The organism is Buttiauxella sp. (assembly GCF_049686335.1).
In the GTDB taxonomy this organism is placed as follows: Bacteria; Pseudomonadota; Gammaproteobacteria; order Enterobacterales; family Enterobacteriaceae; genus Buttiauxella.
Window position 1 is genome coordinate 70,817 of sequence record NZ_JBAVHX010000023.1, and the last position, 17,740, is coordinate 88,556.

Annotated in this window: 12 protein-coding genes; 8 read left to right on the forward strand and 4 right to left on the reverse strand. The window is 51.6% G+C overall.

Translation table 11 applies throughout. The features are described from left to right. The first annotated feature begins 1 nt into the window (after position 1). From fdx to sseB, 4 genes are all read left to right on the forward strand, one after another. Positions 2–337, forward strand: coding sequence for an ISC system 2Fe-2S type ferredoxin (gene fdx / locus WBL83_RS15850; RefSeq protein ID WP_034459208.1), 336 nt, complete (start codon positions 2–4; stop codon positions 335–337). A 12-nt stretch (positions 338–349) separates the two neighbouring features. Further along, positions 350–550, forward strand: a complete 201-nt coding sequence (iscX, locus tag WBL83_RS15855; protein ID WP_424590053.1) for a Fe-S cluster assembly protein IscX — start codon at positions 350–352, stop codon at positions 548–550. Positions 551–747: 197 nt separating this feature from the next. Then, entirely contained in the window at positions 748–2,034 is a 1,287-nt protein-coding gene (gene pepB, locus WBL83_RS15860) for an aminopeptidase PepB (RefSeq protein WP_424590054.1), read from the forward strand. A gap of 137 nt (positions 2,035–2,171) precedes the next feature. Continuing rightward, entirely contained in the window at positions 2,172–2,948 is a 777-nt protein-coding gene (gene sseB, locus WBL83_RS15865; RefSeq protein WP_424590055.1) for an enhanced serine sensitivity protein SseB, read from the forward strand. 4 nt (positions 2,949–2,952) lie between these two features. Here the strand turns inward: sseB and WBL83_RS15870 are convergent, their stop codons facing one another. From WBL83_RS15870 to WBL83_RS15885, 4 genes are all read right to left on the reverse strand, one after another. Next, the gene (locus WBL83_RS15870; RefSeq protein WP_424590056.1) at positions 2,953–3,726 is read right to left on the reverse strand and encodes a MurR/RpiR family transcriptional regulator; all 774 of its coding nucleotides are present in this window, start codon (positions 3,724–3,726) and stop codon (positions 2,953–2,955) included. After that, positions 3,726–4,577 (reverse strand): 3-mercaptopyruvate sulfurtransferase, encoded by an 852-nt coding sequence (gene sseA / locus WBL83_RS15875; protein ID WP_424590057.1) that lies wholly within the window; start codon positions 4,575–4,577, stop codon positions 3,726–3,728. The genes WBL83_RS15870 and sseA overlap by 1 nt, the downstream gene beginning before the upstream one ends. A 104-nt stretch (positions 4,578–4,681) precedes the next feature. Then, positions 4,682–6,046: a 6-phospho-alpha-glucosidase gene (locus tag WBL83_RS15880; protein ID WP_424590058.1), complete on the reverse strand. Its 1,365-nt coding sequence runs from the start codon at positions 6,044–6,046 to the stop codon at positions 4,682–4,684. 11 nt (positions 6,047–6,057) lie between these two features. Further along, a complete protein-coding gene (locus WBL83_RS15885) occupies positions 6,058–7,602 on the reverse strand; it encodes a PTS transporter subunit EIIC (RefSeq protein ID WP_424590059.1) in 1,545 nt (514 codons plus the stop codon). A gap of 323 nt (positions 7,603–7,925) precedes the next feature. On the opposite strand from WBL83_RS15885, the gene WBL83_RS15890 reads away from it, so the two are divergent. From WBL83_RS15890 to WBL83_RS15905, 4 genes are all read left to right on the forward strand, one after another. Further along, positions 7,926–12,890, forward strand: coding sequence for an alpha-2-macroglobulin family protein (locus tag WBL83_RS15890; RefSeq protein ID WP_424590060.1), 4,965 nt, complete (start codon positions 7,926–7,928; stop codon positions 12,888–12,890). A gap of 13 nt (positions 12,891–12,903) precedes the next feature. Next, complete coding sequence (gene pbpC / locus WBL83_RS15895) at positions 12,904–15,225, forward strand: peptidoglycan glycosyltransferase PbpC (RefSeq protein ID WP_424590061.1); 2,322 nt, start codon at positions 12,904–12,906, stop codon at positions 15,223–15,225. Positions 15,226–15,517: 292 nt separating this feature from the next. Then, a complete protein-coding gene (ndk, locus tag WBL83_RS15900) occupies positions 15,518–15,949 on the forward strand; it encodes a nucleoside-diphosphate kinase (protein ID WP_424590062.1) in 432 nt (143 codons plus the stop codon). A gap of 233 nt (positions 15,950–16,182) precedes the next feature. Continuing rightward, positions 16,183–17,349 (forward strand): bifunctional tRNA (adenosine(37)-C2)-methyltransferase TrmG/ribosomal RNA large subunit methyltransferase RlmN, encoded by a 1,167-nt coding sequence (locus WBL83_RS15905; protein WP_424590063.1) that lies wholly within the window; start codon positions 16,183–16,185, stop codon positions 17,347–17,349. Positions 17,350–17,740 lie beyond the last annotated feature (391 nt).

Sequence of the window (17,740 nt, forward strand, 5' to 3'; positions counted from 1 at the left end):
CATGCCAAAGATTGTATTTTTGCCTCATCAGGATTTGTGTCCAGATGGCGCAGTTTTGGAAGCAAATGTCGGTGAAACCATTCTTGATGTTGCCCTGCGCAACGGTATCGAGATTGAACATGCCTGTGAAAAGTCCTGTGCCTGCACCACCTGCCACTGTGTGGTGCGTGAAGGTTTCGACTCCCTGGCTGAAAGCACGGAAGACGAAGATGACATGCTGGACAAAGCGTGGGGTCTTGAGCCTGAAAGCCGTTTAAGCTGCCAGGCACGTGTTACAGACGAAGACCTGGTGGTTGAGATGCCGCGCTATACCATCAACCACGCGCGTGAGCACTAACAGGAGCCGCAAATGGGACTGAATTGGACCGATAGCCGCGAAATTGGCGAAGCGCTGTATGACAGCCGCCCGGATCTTGATCCGAAGACGGTACGTTTTACTGACCTTCATCAGTGGGTCTGCGATCTGGAAGATTTTGACGATGATCCAAACGCATCCAATGAAAAAATTCTGGAAGCTATTCTGTTAGTCTGGTTAGATGAAGCCGAATAGTTATAACTGTCATCCTTCAAGCTGCAGGCGCGTTGACTGCACTCACTCACCCCAGTCACTTACTTTATGTAAGCCCCTGGGGATTCATGAGCTTGTCGCCTTCCTGCAACTCGAATGATTTAGGTTATGAAAAAGGGCTGCCAATGGTGGCCCGTTTTTATATAAAGCATGAGCTGAAAAAGTATAAGGAAAAGAAAATGACACAAGCCATGAAAATCACGCTTTCCACTGCGCCTGCCGATGCGCGTTGGGGCGAAAAAGCTGCTTACAGTATCAATGACGAAGGGATTACCCTGCACCTGACAGGCAAAGATGACCTGGGGTTAATCCAACGCGCGGCACGTAAAATCGACGGCCAGGGCCTGAAGCATGTAGAGCTTGCGGGTGACGGTTGGGATGTAGAAAAAAGCTGGGCATTCTGGCAGGGCTACCGAGCACCAAAAGGCACGCGCAAAGTTGACTGGGCTGTGCTGAGTGAAGAAGAGCAAAAAGAGCTCAACAACCGCCTGAAAATCATCGACTGGGTACGTCATACCATCAACACCCCAGCAGAAGAACTTGGCCCAGAACAACTGGCTTCGCGCGCGGTAGATCTGCTGTGTGATGTCGCGTGTGACAAAGTATCCTACCGCATCACTAAAGGCGAAGATCTGCGCGAGCAGAACTACATGGGTATCCACACCGTTGGCCGTGGTTCAGAACGTGCGCCAGTCTTGCTGGCACTGGACTACAACCCAACAGGTAACCCGGAAGCCCCGGTTTATGCCTGTCTGGTCGGTAAAGGTATTACTTTCGATTCCGGTGGCTACAGCATCAAACAAAGCGCGTTCATGGACTCCATGAAGTCTGACATGGGCGGTGCTGCAACCATTACTGGCGCTCTGGCCTTCGCCATTACTCGTGGCCTGGATAAACGCGTCAAACTGTACCTGTGCTGTGCGGATAACCTGATCAGCGGTAACGCCTTTAAACTGGGCGACATCATTAAGTATCGTAACGGCAAAACCGTTGAAATCATGAACACCGATGCAGAAGGTCGTTTAGTGCTGGCTGATGGCCTGATTGATGCATGCGCTCAAAAACCTGAACTGATCATCGACTGCGCGACGTTAACCGGTGCGGCGAAAACGGCACTGGGTAACGATTACCACGCTCTGTTCAGCTTTGACGATGAGCTGGTAAACCGCCTGATGGCGAGTGCGGCAGCAGAGAACGAGCCTTTCTGGCGCCTGCCGTTGGCTGAGTTCCATCGCAACCAGTTGCCCTCTAACTTTGCTGATCTGAACAACACCTCTAACGCTTCCTACCCAGCGGGTGCCAGCACGGCAGCGGGCTTCTTGTCCCACTTCGTGGAAAATTATCACCATGGTTGGCTGCACATTGATTGCTCCGCAACATACCGTAAGGGTGCGGTTGAGCAGTGGTCTGCTGGTGCAACCGGTATTGGTGTGCGTGCCATTGCTAATTTGTTGACCGGTAAGTAACTGTTTGCTCCTTCTCCTGGGGGAGAAGGCCGGGATGAGGGCGACCTCGCTTGACGGCTGTCATCAATGTTTACCCCCTCACCCTAACCCTCTCCCTCAAAGGAGAGGGGATCAAATCGGGATAATCTGGAACCACCATGTCAGAATCAAAAAACGAACTTGAAACCCTGCTTGAGCAGGCGGCTACTGAACCCGCTCACCGTCCGGCATTTTTCCGCGTATTGCTGGAGTCTACCGTTTGGGTGCCCGGTAGCGCGGCAGAAGGCGAAGCCATTGATGCCGACAGCGCAGTGGAGTTGCAGCACTGGGAAAAAGACGATGGCACTTCTGTCATCCCATTCTTCACCTCAGTTGAAGCGCTGCAGGAGGCCATCAGCCACGAGCAGGCTTTTGTCGTGATGCCGGTACGTACGCTGTTTGAAATGACGCAGGGTGCAACACTGTTTTTGAATGCGAAATTGCCGACGGGTAAAGAGTTTACCCCGCGTGAAATCACGCATTTAATCAGCGATGAAAGTGACCCATTAACTCAGCAAGAAGTGTTGGATGGCGGAACGTCGTTGCTGCTTTCCGAAGTGGCTGAGCCGCCGGCACAAATGGTCGATTCATTAACCACGCTGTTTAAAAATCTCAAAACAGTGAAGCGTGCTTTTATCTGCTCAATCAAAGAACGTGCAGATGAACAGCCAAATTTGCTGATTGGTATTGAAGCTGAAGGGGATATTGAAGCGATTATTCGCCAGGCGGGGAGTGTTGCAACCGACACTTTGCCAGGTGATGAGCCGGTCGATATTTGCCAGGTCGTCGAAGGTGAGAAGGGCATCAGCCATTTCATGATGGCGCACATTACGCCATTTTATGAACGCCGCTGGGGCAGCTTCCTGCGCGATTTCAAAACCAATCGAATTATCTGATGGTTTAGCTTGTCGCTTGTAACAGCAACAAATCGATAAGCATCACCAGATTAGACTCAAACGAGGTGATCCCGGCAGCTTCTGCTGCATAGTGGATTGCCTCGTCATAAAGCTGAAAATGCACATCCGCAAGTTCGGACAAACTGTTCGGCGACGCGCGAGTAAATGCCACAATCGCCATCCCCACATTCTGTGCAATCCGCGCTTTATCCAGTACCTGTTCGGTTTCGCCGCTACGAGAAATGGCGATAAAAACCTGGTACTTGGACGCATTGCTAAGGAATATTCCCCGACTATCCCCTGGACCTGAAATAAACGCCGTTTTGCCCAGTACCTGTAGTTTCTTAGTGAGGTATTCCGCAAACAGATAGGAAAAACCGGCACCGTATAAAAAGAAGCTCTCTTTTTCACGCAGCAATGTCGCGAACTGCTCCATCACGTCGGGTGTTACCCAACGGAATGTTTGCTGGTAATTCGCCACAAACTCATTGAATAAGACCGGCAGTGTGGCCGTGGGCTGTACAGGTTGCTGAGCAATATGTGGTGCGTTGGAAAGCAGCTGTTTACAGTGCCAGATAAGTTCACTAAAGCCACTAAACCCCAGCTTATGACACAGCCGCATAATGGTTGCGCTGGAGACAAACGTCGCCTGGGCAAGCTCGCGCACCGTAATATTGCCGACCAACAACGGGTGGTTCGTCAGATGTGATAGCACGCGATACTCAGCGCGGGTTAAAGACTCCCCACGCTCCAGCAGGCCGGCCAGGCGGTTATCCATTACAGAGATTGTGCAGGTTCGACAGGCAAATCAGGGCGTGCACCCCATTCACTCCAGGAACCGTCATACAGCGAAACACCATTGACGCCCAGCGTGGTTAACGCCAGCACCACAACCGCTGCAGTAACGCCTGAGCCACAACTCGCGATGACAGGTTTATCGAAACTGACACCCTGGCGGGCGAAGATATCACTCAGCTCATCCGTGGTTTTCAGCTGACCATTTTCCACCAGATCGCTCCACGGTACGTTCAGCGCACCCGGGATATGCCCGCGTCTTAAACCCGGACGAGGTTCGTCGACTTGTGCGTTAAAGCGTGGGGCAGGGCGTGCATCCACGATTTGCGCGGTGCCTTCATGGCTGACCAACAGAACATCGGTCAGACGTTTAATCACCAGGGGATCGAAGTTCACATCAAACTCACCTTCCGGCAATTCGACATCCCCTTTTTCGAGCGGCAACTCTTCGCGCTGCCAGTCGGCCAGACCACCAGCCAGAATCGAGACTTTCTCCGCGCCAAACGTACGCAGCATCCACCAGGCACGTGGGGCAGAGAACAGGTTACCTTCATCGTAAACAATCAGATGTTTGTCCTGGCTGATACCCAACTCGCGCATCGCGACGGCAAAGGCTTCAGCGCGCGGCATCATATGCGGCAGCGGGCTTGTGTGATCGGAAAGGGATTCGATATCAAAAAATACCGCACCCGGCAGATGGCCTGCGCGGTATTCACCAGGTACATCCCGGTGTTCCTGGCCGGGAGGAGCCATGCGAGCATCAATAATCTGGATATTCGCATCATTAACATGTTCTGCGAGCCAGTCGCCCGCAACGAAGAAAGTGGTGGACATGGTTGCCTCCGATTTATTGCCTGTTATCGGATTGTCGGTGTTTTTCAGCAAACCGACAAGCCACCATGTCCAGGTGCGCGAGGTGCCTCGTATTTATTGCAAAACTATTTCACGGCTTCGCCATCTTTCCACGCTTGTTGCAGTTGCGGCCAGTAATCACGATTGGCTTCAATCATATCGTCAAGAATCGCTTTCGCATGCTGCATGGTCGGCACGGTGCGGTTTAGGGTAAACGCCTGCAAGGCCTTTTCGTAGCTGCCTTCAATCGTCGCTTCCACCAGCAATTGTTCTGACGCCAACTGCTGCATCAGCAACGTTTGGTGGAATAGAGGAACGGCACCCATACGCACCGGTTCAGGTCCTTCAGAAGTGATATAGGCTGGCACTTCCACCATCGCGTCATACGGCAGGTTGGCAATCGCCCCTTTGTTTTCCACAATCACCAGGTGGCGTTGGCGTAAATCAAAGGCCAGGGAGCAGGCGACATCAACAATAAATGCCCCGTGTACGCCGACATGGAACGCGTCTGGCAAAATGCCCGTTTTTTTATACTCGTCAGCTGCAGCAAAAAGTTTCTTCTCACGCCCATCCATCACTTCGTTGGCGCGAGTGTAGTCAGGGTTTTGATGTTCAACGATGTCGTTTGGCATCAGGTAATACTGCAAATACGGGTTCGGCAGGTATTCCGGGAAATGATCCATTATCGGTTTTATATGGCGCCAGGTTTTCACCCAGGAGGGATCCGAATGCTGCGGATCGGTTTGCGCAGCGTCTTCGGTTAAAAGCCCAAACCTGGCGATATGACGACGCAATTCCGGCAGACGATCTTCCCCATCAACCAGCACGCGGGTAAACCAACCAAAATGGTTCAGACCGAAGTAATCCACTTCCAGTTTATGGCGATCTACGCCGAGGATCGCGCCCATATTTCGCATCGCGGCGACCGGCATATCACAAATATTCAGCACTCGAGCCTTCGGGCGCAGGCGACGCACGCCTTCAGCAACAATCGCCGCAGGGTTTGAATAGTTAACAATCCACGCTTTTGGATGCGCATAACGCTCAACAAAATCGCATAATTCCACCATCGGTAAAATGGTGCGTAAACCATATGCCAGCCCGCCTGGTCCACAGGTTTCTTGCCCAACAACGCCATGGCGTAATGGGATTTTTTCATCCTGCTCACGCATTTTATATTGACCCACACGCATCTGAGCGAAGACGAAATGGGCACCGCTAAAGGCGACTTCCGGGTTGGTCGTCACGGTGAATTTAATGCTTTGGCTATGGTCACGGATCACTTTCTCAACCACCGGAGCAATGACCGACTGGCGCTCGCCATCAATATCGTAGAGGCGAATTTCAGCTAATGGGAAATCGGCCAGGCGCACCATCAGGCTCTTAACAATGCCTGGCGTGTAAGTACTACCGCCACCGGCAATGGACAAAATAAATGGGGGTTTCAACATCATTGGCTCCTTTAGAGATTCGTCTCTACTGCTTCTCGCATTTTTTTGACATGCAGCCCGTAGACCACCTGAACGTTATTACCTTGTTTAATCACCCCTTTCGCGCCAGTGGATTTCAGGCGGGGCTCGTCGATAAATGAAACATCACGTACCGTCACTCGCAGGCGGGTGTAGCAGTTGTCGACCACTTCGATATTGGCTCTTCCACCCAGACCCTCAATAATGGCTTCACCCAGCCCATCGTTGCTGCCTTTGGCTTGATACTCTTGTTTGCTATAAAGTTTTGTTTCTTGCTCGTCGTCCTCACGCCCCGGCGTTTTCATATCGAAGCGGCGAATAAGGAAGCGGAACACCAGGAAATAGATAACCGACATCGTCAGGCCGACGGCGATATACATCGGCCAGTTGGACTTCTCGGTGCCCAGCGGCAGGTTATACAGAATGAAATCGATAATGCCGTTTGCGCCAATCGCGTGGACGCCCAGCAGGTAGAACAGCATCATGCCGATGCCGGTCAATACGGCATGCACGCCAAATAGCATTGGGGCGACAAACAGGAAGGAAAACTCCAGCGGCTCCGTGACCCCCACCAGTAAAGAGGTCAGGGCTGCCGGGATAAGAATCGCTTTCGCCGCTGCTTTGCGCTCAGGTTTGGCGGTCATATACATAGCCAGTGCCGCAGCAGGAAGTCCGAACATTTTACTAATGCCGCGAGCGTCCCACACCACCGTGCTACTCAGTTGATGAACACTCGGACAGGCCATTTCAGCGAAGTAAATATTGCGCGCGCCCTGGTAAATATTGCCGCAAACATCGGCGGTGCCACCTAATTCGGTGTAGAGGAATGGCGTATAGACCAGGTGATGTAGACCGGTTGGCACCAGAATGCGCTCAAGGAAGCCGTAGATAGCAACACCAAATGCGCCAGCCCCTTTAATCGCCAGCGCCAATGCACTGATTCCATGTTGAGCAAACGGCCAGAGTTCACTCATCACAACGCCAAGTAACATCGAAACCGGAAGCATGATAATGGCGACGAAGCAGTGCCCGGAGTAAATCGCCATCGCACCCGAAAACTGTACGCTGGAGTAACGGTTGTACAAATATCCAGACAGTGCACCGGTGAGGATCCCGGCAAATACGCCCATCTCAAGCACCTGTACGCCCAACACCATGCTTTGCCCTGCGGCTCGCATCTGTTCTGCTGGCGCCAGTTCGCCTTGTAGTTGTAACGTCACATTCATTGCATTAATGAATACGATAAAAGTGACCAGGCCAATCAATGCGGCATACCCTTTGTCTTTGGCTGCAAGACCAATAGGAATGCCTACGCCAAACACCAGCGCCAGGTTCGCCAGCACTGATACGGCTGATTTGGAGATGAGCACCCCAGTGTGCTGAATAGATGGGTGGCCGAGGAACGGTAAATATTCCGCCAGATTGCCATTGCCCAGTACATTGCCGAACGCGATGAATAAACCGACGATCGGTAAAATAAGCACTGGGCCATAGAGCGATTTTCCGAAATTTTGTAGGGCATTAACGGCACTTTTCATTTAGCAGTCTCTTATTATCTCTTTGGCTAAACACCGCGTTGAGGCAGCGACTCAGCACAAAATGTAGCAAGAATAAGGTCTGGATTTCTATCTATCTTATTGTTTTAAAAACAAATGACTTTGAAGGTTACATGTAACCTTTCAGGCTGTGATCGCGCTTCCACTTTGCAACAGAAATGCACATGAAACAGTTGCACTAATAAACGTTTCCTTTGCGAGGAAACGCGCAATGAAGAATCTTCATACTTTCGTTTTTTTAATGTACCCGCATAATACAAGTACAATATCGTGGATTAATGGGCCAGAACGGCCAGGGATAAAACATGAGAGCAATACGTCTGGGTGCGCTGGCTGCGACGCTGGTGGCAGCTTTTGCCCTTGCAGGGTGCGACGATAATGACAAATCTCAACCGGTGGCTAAAAGCGATAGCGCCGCCCAGCAAGCTGCGGCTCCCGTGGTAAAACCGGATGCCTCGCAACTTGAAAAGTTAGCCAAAGATTCAGCGGGCAAACCGCTTAAATTGCTTGATGCCTCCGAGGTTCAGCTTGATGGGGCGAGCACGTTAGTCCTCACGTTCTCCATTCCACTCGATCCGAATCAAGACTTCTCCCGGGTCGCCCATTTGGTAGACAAAACCAGCGGTAAAGTGGACGGTGCATGGGAACTGTCAGCCGACCTGAAAGAATTACGTTTGCGCCACCTTGAGCCGAAACGTGAACTGATACTAACGGTTGATAACGGCTTGCTTGCTCTAAATAAAACCACATTTAACGATTCGTTCGAGAAGCAAATTTCGACACGTGATATTCAACCGAGCGTTGGATTTGCCAGCCGGGGTTCCTTGCTTCCCACCAAAGTGATTGCAGGCTTACCGGTGATGGCACTCAACGTCGATAAAATTGACGTCAATTTTTACCGGATCAAAGGCGAATCCTTAAGTTCATTCATCAGTCAGTGGCAATACCGCAACTCAGTCTCTAACTGGGAATCTGACAATTTACTCAAGCTAGCCGATCTGGTTTACAGCGGCAGGTTTGATCTTAATCCGGCGCGCAATACTCGTGAAAAACTGCTGCTACCGCTAGGCGAAATTAAACCGCTACAACAACCTGGCGTCTATATCGCGATTATGAACCAGGCCGGTCATTACAGTTATAGCAATGCCGCCACGCTTTTCACCTTAAGTGACATCGGCGTGTCAGCACACCGTTACCATGACCGGTTAGATGTCTTTACCCAAAGCCTGGAAAATGGTGCCGCGCAGTCGAGTGTCGAAATCTCCCTGCTTGATGAAAAAGGGCAAACTCTGACACAGGCGAAGAGCGATGGTGATGGCCACGCGTCGCTTGAAAAACCAGGTAAAGGGACATTGTTACTGGCGCGAAATGGCGAACAAACGACCTTGCTGGATTTGAGTCGTCCTGCACTGGATCTGGCTGAATTCGATATTGCCGGTGATGCCGGATTTGCTAAGCAATTCTTTATGTTTGGCCCAAGGGATCTTTACCGCCCAGGTGAAACCGTTCTGCTTAACGCCTTGCTACGCGACAGCGATGGGAAAGTACTGCCTGCACAACCGGTGAAACTGGAAGTGGTGAAGCCGGACGGTCAGGTCGCCAGAACCCAAGTCTGGCAGCCAGAAAAGGGTTTGTATCAGTTCAGCTACCCATTGAATGCGAATGTGCAAACCGGCAACTGGCAGGTGCGCGTCAATACCGGCGATAACCAGCCACGTATCTGGTCGTTTAAAGTCGAAGACTTTATGCCAGAACGTATGGCGCTCAATATTACCGGCAATAAAGACCCCGTTAGTCCTGATGACGCTGTGAGTTTCGAAATCGCCGGGCGTTATCTGTACGGTGCACCTGCGTCTGGTAACAATCTGCAAGGGCAACTGTTCTTACGTCCGCTTCGTGAAGCAGTATCTGCTCTGCCAGGTTTCCAGTTTGGCGACATTAACGAAGAAAACCTCACGCGTAATCTGGATGAAGTCCAGCTCCAGCTTGATGAGCAAGGCAAAACCACCGTGAGTACCGATAGCCAGTGGGCTGATGTCCACTCGCCTTTACGGCTGGTGCTGCAAGCCAGTTTGCTGGAATCAGGCGGCCGCCCAGTAACGCGTCGCGCTGAACAGGCTATCTGGCCTGGGGATGCGCTGCCCGGCATTCGCCCTCAATTTGCTAGCAAAGAGATCTACGATTACCGAACTGACAGCACCCGTACTCAACCTATCGTCGACGAAGACACTAACGCCGGTTTTGACATTGTTTATGCCAATGCAAAAGGGGAAAAACTGGCGGTTTCTGGGCTGGATGTACGGCTCATCCGCGAACGCCGGGATTACTTCTGGAGTTGGGAAGAGGGTGAAGGCTGGCAGTCTCAGTATGACCAGAAAGATCTCGTAGAAGCGGAACAAAAACTCACGCTTGCTGCGGGCGAAACCGGCAAAGTGGCTTTCCCCGTTGAATGGGGATCCTATCGTCTTGAAGTCCGTGATCCGGATACAGACATTGTAAGCAGCCTGCGTTTCTGGGCGGGTTACAGCTGGCAAGACAATAGTGATGGCGAAGGAGCCGTGCGCCCAGATCGTGTGACGCTGAAAATAGATAAGCCAGCTTATAAGGCGGGCGATACCATCAATCTGCATATTTCAGCCCCCGCTGCGGGTAAAGGCTATGCGATGGTGGAATCCAGTGATGGCCCACTGTGGTGGAAAGAAATTGATGTGCCTGAAAAAGGCATGGACATCGCTATTCCAGTGGATAAAAGCTGGCAGCGACACGACCTGTATTTGAGCACACTGGTGATTCGACCGGGTGATAAGAGCCGTTCGGCAACACCAAAACGCGCAGTCGGTATTTTGCATCTTCCACTGGCGGATGAAAGCCGTCGACTGGGGCTGACGCTTGAAGCTCCCGCGAAGATGCGCCCGAATCAAAATATGACCGTGAAAATCAAAACTCAGCCCATTAACGGTGAAATGCCGAAGCAAATTAATGTGCTGGTCTCCGCCGTTGATAGCGGTGTATTGAATATTACCGACTACAAAACCCCAGACCCGTGGGAAGCCTTCTTTGGGCGTAAACGTTACGGTGCGGATTTATACGATATCTACGGCCAGGTAATTGAAGGGGAAGGGCGCTTAGCCGCGTTACGTTTTGGTGGTGATGGTGACGAAGGTGATGCGCTAAGTCGTGGTGGTAAAAAACCGGTCAACCACGTCACAATCATTGCTCAGCAAGCTCAGCCGGTACAACTGGATGAGAAAGGCGAAGGGACGGTTACGCTCCCCATTGGCGATTTCAACGGTGAACTGCGTGTCATGGCGCAAGCCTGGACCGACGACCGTTTTGGTAACAGCGAGGATAAAGTGGTGGTCGCCGCTCCACTGGTGACTGAACTGGCCGCACCGCGCTTTATGGCGAGCGGTGATAGCAGCCGTTTAGCGATGGATCTGACCAACCTTACTGACCAGCCGCAACAACTGAATATAAACCTGAACACCAACGGATTAATTTCCCTGGACTCAGCGGCATTGCAAACGGTGAAACTGATGCCAGGCGCTCGTCAAACGCTGTTTATCTCAGTCCGTGCGTTGGATGGTTTTGGTGATGGGCAACTCAACGCGCAAATCAGTGGCGTCAACTTACCTGGCGAAACCTTCACGCCGCTGCAAAAACAGTGGACCTTATCTGTGCGTCCTCCGTTCCCGGCCCAGAGTATCAACAGTGGTGCAGTCCTGGCTCCTGGGGAAGTGTGGAATATTCCGCCGCGACATATTTCCGGTCTGGTTCCAGCAACACTTGAAGGCCAGGTATTGCTCAGTGGTCGTCCGCCGCTAAACCTGGCGCGCTATATTCGTGAGCTTAAGGCATATCCGTATGGTTGCCTTGAACAAACCACCAGCGGCCTGTTCCCATCGCTTTATACCAATCAGGCGCAGCTTGCTGCACTGGGAATAAAAGGCACTACGGATGAGCAGCGTCGTGCAGCCATTGATTTGGGAATTTCTCGACTACTCGATATGCAGCGCGATAACGGCAGCTTTGGTTTATGGGACAAAGAAGGACCGGAAGAATACTGGTTAACGGCTTATGTGACTGATTTCCTGGTACGGGCGAGCGAACAAGGTTACAGCGTGAATGTTGATTCGCTCAATAAAGCCAATCAGCGCTTGCTGCGTTACCTTCAGGATCCAGGTCTCATCGCACTGCGTTACAGCGATGATGCCGCAGCCAGTAAGTTTGCCATTCAAGCCTATGCAGGCCAGGTTCTGGCGCGCCAGCAAAAAGCACCTCTTGGAGCGTTACGTGATCTCTGGCAGCGGCACAACACTGCCCGTGCTGGCTTACCACTGGTGCAACTGGGGGTGGCGTTAAAATTGATGGGTGATGCTCCTCGTGGTGAGGAAGCGATCAAGTCAGGGCTGCAAACCCGTCGCAGTGACGAGCGTATCTGGATGGCGGATTACGGCAGCGAACTGCGTGATAAAGCGATGGTTCTCAGTCTTCTCGAAGAGAATAAATTGCTGCCAGACCAGCAAAATAATTTGCTGTTGGATTTGTCTAACCTCGCCTATAGCCAACGCTGGCTGTCCACTCAGGAAAGTAACGCACTCTTCCTGGCGGGCCGTAACTGGCAAACAGCGAAAGGGGACTGGCAATCACAGACCTCCTTTACTGACGAACCGCTGGTGAGTGGACAATCAATGACCCGTAATCTGACGGCTGAACATCTCGAACATCTGCAAGTCACTAACACCGGTAACGGTAACCTTTATCTGCGTTTAGACAGCGTGGGCTATCCGCAACAGGCTCCAGCGCCTTATAGCAATGTGTTACACATCGAGCGTCATTTCCTGGATGCGAAAGGCAATAGCAAATCGTTGTCAGAGCTGAAAAGTGGTGAGCTGGTGATGGTCTGGTTAGATGTTTGGGCAGATAAAAATGTACCTGATGCGCTGGTGGTCGATTTACTGCCTGCCGGACTTGAGCTGGAAAACCAGAACCTTTCTGATAGCAGCGCCAGCTTGAGTGACAGTGATAATCAGGTGCAGGGTTTACTTAGCCAGATGCAACAGGCTGATATCCAGCACATGGAATTCCGTGACGATCGTTTTGTTGCCGCATTGCCACTTAATGAAAGCCAGCATGCGACACTGGTTTATCTGGCACGCGCGGTGACGCCGGGAACTTATCAGGTGCCGGTTTCTCAAGTGGAATCGATGTATGTGCCGCAGTGGCGGGCAACAGGAGCCAGCAGCGGTATGCTGACTGTTCATCCGTAACAGGCCTGGTCAAGTGCGACAGCCTTTACGTTGGCGCCGCCGCTACCTTTTCGTGGTGGCGCCTTTCATTCTATGTCTGGGGATATGGCTGGCAGATCGGCTTTGGCCACTGCCGCTGTCTCAGGCTAATCCTGCACGTGTCGTGGTTGCCGCAGATGGTACGCCACTGTGGCGTTTTGCTGATGAGAACGGCATCTGGCGTTATCCGGTCACGCTTACAGATGTCTCGCCCCGTTACCTCGAAGCCCTGATCAACTATGAAGATCGCTGGTTTTGGGAGCATCCAGGGATTAACCCGTTTTCGATTCTACGTGCTGCTGGCCAGGATCTTCTCAGCGGGAAGGTGATTTCCGGTGGCAGTACGCTGACGATGCAAGTGGCGCGCTTACTCGATCCTCACCCCCGAACTTTTGGCGGGAAAATTCGCCAGGTGTGGCGAGCGCTGCAACTTGAGTGGCATCTTTCGAAAGAGCAAATTCTCACGCTTTATCTGAACCGCGCACCTTTTGGCGGTACGTTACAGGGAGTGGGGGCTGCGAGCTGGGTCTACCTGGGAAAATCCCCTGAGCATCTAAGTTATGCAGAAGCGGCTTTACTGGCTGTACTTCCACAGGCACCGAGTCGCTTGCGCCCGGACCGCTGGCCTGAGCGTGCGCAAGCGGCCCGTGACAAAGTACTGCTTCGCATGGCTGAGCAGGCAGTCTGGGAACCGCAGCAGGTTAAAGAGTCCCTAGAAGAACCCGTTTGGCTTGCAGCACGGCAGATGCCGCAATTAGCACCGTTACTTTCTCGTTATCTGATCAATCACAGTCGTGAGCAGAAAATCACCACCACTATCGATGCACCGTTACAACGTCAACTGGAAGAGCTGGCGCTGAACTGGAAAGCTCAACTACCGGCGCGTTCGTCAATGGCGATCCTGGTGGTCGATCACACCACTATGGAAGTTCGCGGCTGGGTTGGTTCCGCCGATATTAATGACCAGAGTCGTTTCGGGCATGTGGATATGGTTACGGCGATTCGCTCACCAGGCTCGGTGCTCAAACCCTTTGTCTATGGCCTTGCATTGGACGATGGGTTAATTCATCCCACCTCGTTGTTACAAGATGTGCCTCGTCGCTTTGGCGATTATCGCCCGGGAAATTTCGACACCGGCTTTCATGGTCCCGTTAGTATGAGTGAAGCACTGGTGCGTTCGCTCAATCTCCCAGCGGTGCAGGTGCTTGAAGCGTATGGGCCAAAACGCTTTGCCGCGCAGCTGCGTAACGTTGGTTTGGATCTGCGTTTTCCTGCAAACAGCGAGCCTAATCTTTCGCTTATTCTGGGCGGCGGCGGGGCGCGGTTGGATCAGTTAGTTGCTGCTTACAGTGCTTTCGCCCGCCATGGACGCGCGGCACATTTGCGCTTGCAGCCAGATCAACCGCTGGTTGAGCGACCCTTGATGTCTGCGGGAGCCGCCTGGATCATTCGCCGGATTCTGGCGGGTGAGGCACAGCCGCAGCCGGATGCTACTTTGCCAGCGGTCGTGCCTTTGGCCTGGAAAACAGGCACCAGTTACGGCTATCGCGATGCGTGGGCTATAGGGATAAATCCTCGCTATCTGATTGGCATCTGGACGGGCCGTCCTGATAGCACGCCCGTTGCGGGGCAGTTTGGTTTGGGTAGTGCCGTGCCTCTTTTAAACCAGGTCAATAATTTACTGCAAGCCACGTCTGCGATTCAGCAAGCGCGTCTGCCGGTTGATCCACGCCCGGCGACGATATCTGCAGGTGAAATTTGCTGGCCGGGAGGCCAAAATCTTGCTCCAGGAGACAGCAATTGCCGACGCCGGTTATCGGGCTGGTTACTCGATAACAGCCAACCACCAACACTTGAAGCGCCAGGGCAAGAGGGCATTCAGGGGTCGAGAAAGGTTGTCTGGCTGGACGAGCAAGGCAAACGTGTCGCAGCTGACTGCCCAAATGCGACACAACATATTATTTCTTTGTGGCCCCTGCCACTTGAGCCCTGGTTGCCCGTAAGTGAAAGACGAGCGGCTCGTTTGCCACAGATTTCGGCTCAATGTCCGCCACCACAGAAAGATGAAGTTACGCCTTTATTGTTGTTGGGTGTACGTGAGGGCGCTATTTTGAAGCGTCTGCCTGGCGAACTGAGCTTAGTCTTTCGCTTGAGTGCGCAGGGTGGGCAAGGAGATCGCTGGTGGTTTCTGAATGGGGAACCGGTAAGCGAAAACCAGAACGGGGTGGTGCTAACTCTGGATAAACCGGGAAATTATCAGGTGTTGGTGCTTGATGAAGCCGGCCAGATTGCGGCTGCGCATTTCACTTTGCAGTAGAGTGATAGTGTGATTTTTAGGCGCTTAAGTCAAAAGTGTTGCCGATGTTCGCTTTATTTTAAAAAAATGTTACCTACATCCATAGGCAACACGAGACTTGCTCATTATAATCGGCGCCAAATCATAACCGGTTCCCCCGTTATTCTTCGATCCGCAGGGGTGTTGGCTGCGTTCACTCACCCCAGACACTTACTTAAGTAAGCTCCCGGGGATTCCTGAACTTGCCGCCTTCCTGCAGCTCGAAGTATTTAGGGGGAATACCGGTGCAAACAGAACAGACACAGAGGTAATCATGGCTATTGAACGTACTTTTTCCATCATCAAACCAAACGCGGTGGCAAAAAACGTTATTGGTAACATTTATGCTCGTTTTGAATCCGCAGGGTTTAAGATTGTTGGCGCAAAAATGCTGCACCTGACGACTGAGCAGGCTCAGGGTTTTTATGCTGAGCACGAAGGCAAACCATTCTTCGACGGTCTGGTTGAGTTCATGACTTCCGGGCCAATCGTTGTTAGCGTTCTGGAAAGCGAAAATGCTGTTCAGCGTCACCGTGACATTATGGGCGCAACTAACCCAGCTAACGCTCTGGCAGGTACTCTGCGTGCAGATTACGCTGACAGCTTCACCGAAAACGGCACCCACGGCTCTGATTCTTTAGAGTCAGCTGCACGTGAAATCGCTTACTTCTTCGCTGAAGGCGAAGTTTGCCCGCGCACTCGCTAATTACCCTTTCGTGTTGGAGAGCAGGGAGAAACACCTGCAAACCAAATGAAGTGGGCATTAGCACTATCTGTTAAGCGACCGTTACATTTTATTTGTATGTACATCGCTTTCAGACATGGCATCTGTGCCATAGAATTTGTACAATGCTACGCCCCGGATGAGCCTGCTCTCCGGGGCGTATCTTTTTAACCCTCCTGGGGCCGTAACGTGTAACAACGAGGCCGGAAGAAATTATGTCAGAGCAAATTGTCACTCCTGAGACACCAGTTTCAGTCGTTTTCAACAAGTCAGAAAAAATCAACCTGTTGGATCTAAACCGCCAGCAACTGCGAGAGTTCTTCGCTGAAATGGGCGAAAAACCTTTCCGTGCTGATCAAGTCATGAAATGGATGTATCACTATTGCAGTGATGACTTCGATGACATGACCGACATCAACAAAGTTCTGCGCAACAAACTCAAAGAAGTCGCTGAAATTCGCGCACCTGAAGTTGCTGAAGAGCAACGCTCTGCCGATGGCACCATCAAATGGGCAATCAGAATCGCCGATCAGCTGGTTGAAACGGTGTATATCCCTGAAGAAGACCGCGCAACCTTGTGTGTTTCCTCTCAGGTAGGTTGTGCTCTGGAATGTAAATTCTGCTCAACCGCTCAGCAAGGTTTTAACCGTAACCTGCGTGTTTCCGAAATTATCGGCCAGGTATGGCGTGCGGCTAAAATTATCGGCGCGCAAAAGAAAACCGGCGTCCGTCCTATCACCAACGTGGTGATGATGGGGATGGGGGAGCCGTTACTGAACCTCAACAACGTGGTTCCAGCAATGGAAATCATGCTTGATGATTTCGGTTTTGGGCTTTCTAAACGTCGTGTCACACTTTCTACGTCGGGTGTGGTTCCAGCACTGGATAAATTGGGCGACATGATTGATGTGGCACTTGCCATCTCTCTGCATGCTCCTACCGATGATATTCGTGACGAAATCATGCCGATCAACAAAAAGTACAATATCGAGACCTTCCTGGCTGCAGTGCGTCGCTATCTGGAGAAATCCAATGCCAACCAGGGTCGTGTTACCGTGGAATACGTTCTGCTGGATCACGTCAACGATGGTACTGAACATGCGCATCAGCTGGCTGAATGCCTGAAAGATACGCCATGTAAAATTAACCTGATCCCATGGAACCCGTTCCCGGGCGCACCATATGGTCGTAGTTCCAATAGCCGAATTGACCGTTTCTCAAAAGTTTTGATGAGTTATGGCTTCACTACCATCGTGCGTAAGACGCGTGGCGATGATATTGATGCGGCTTGCGGACAGTTGGCCGGTGAAGTTATTGACCGTACCAAACGTACGTTGCGTAAACGTATGCAAGGTGAACCTATTGATGTTAAAGCAGTCTGATAAGCATTCATTTTTATCAGATGCGTGCCATACCGTCTTGCGGCTGTATGGCACGAAAAACACGTAGTTATATCTTGCAGTTATGCAAGGTTAGCAACTGTCTTTAAGATTAATAATTACGGTGCGTTTCACCGCGCTTTAAGGCAGTATGTAGCGGCACAACAATAGTTTAGGCACATCTATTTAAGCCATCGTGGGTCTCAATCCACTGACAACATTCAAAATGATGTCTATGGTTAACTCATCGGTGATCAAGCCTTCATGTAAAACGGTTGGTTTATGTGAATAAGTAGTTTGAGCTGAATACTATGTTGTCTGAAGGGGTGCCCTTCAGAAGAAAAATTAGTTTCGCGGAGCGGGAGAGTGTGGCGTAGCGGAAATGCTGTGCGAC

Coding starts and splice junctions, on each gene's coding strand:
- fdx (WP_034459208.1), top strand. CDS start 2: ATGCCAAAGATTGTATTTTTGCCTCATCAGGATTTGTGTCCAGATGGC.
- iscX (WP_424590053.1), top strand. CDS start 350: ATGGGACTGAATTGGACCGATAGCCGCGAAATTGGCGAAGCGCTGTAT.
- pepB (WP_424590054.1), top strand. CDS start 748: ATGACACAAGCCATGAAAATCACGCTTTCCACTGCGCCTGCCGATGCG.
- sseB (WP_424590055.1), top strand. CDS start 2,172: ATGTCAGAATCAAAAAACGAACTTGAAACCCTGCTTGAGCAGGCGGCT.
- WBL83_RS15870 (WP_424590056.1), bottom strand. CDS start 3,726: ATGGATAACCGCCTGGCCGGCCTGCTGGAGCGTGGGGAGTCTTTAACC.
- sseA (WP_424590057.1), bottom strand. CDS start 4,577: ATGTCCACCACTTTCTTCGTTGCGGGCGACTGGCTCGCAGAACATGTT.
- WBL83_RS15880 (WP_424590058.1), bottom strand. CDS start 6,046: ATGTTGAAACCCCCATTTATTTTGTCCATTGCCGGTGGCGGTAGTACT.
- WBL83_RS15885 (WP_424590059.1), bottom strand. CDS start 7,602: ATGAAAAGTGCCGTTAATGCCCTACAAAATTTCGGAAAATCGCTCTAT.
- WBL83_RS15890 (WP_424590060.1), top strand. CDS start 7,926: ATGAGAGCAATACGTCTGGGTGCGCTGGCTGCGACGCTGGTGGCAGCT.
- ndk (WP_424590062.1), top strand. CDS start 15,518: ATGGCTATTGAACGTACTTTTTCCATCATCAAACCAAACGCGGTGGCA.
- WBL83_RS15905 (WP_424590063.1), top strand. CDS start 16,183: ATGTCAGAGCAAATTGTCACTCCTGAGACACCAGTTTCAGTCGTTTTC.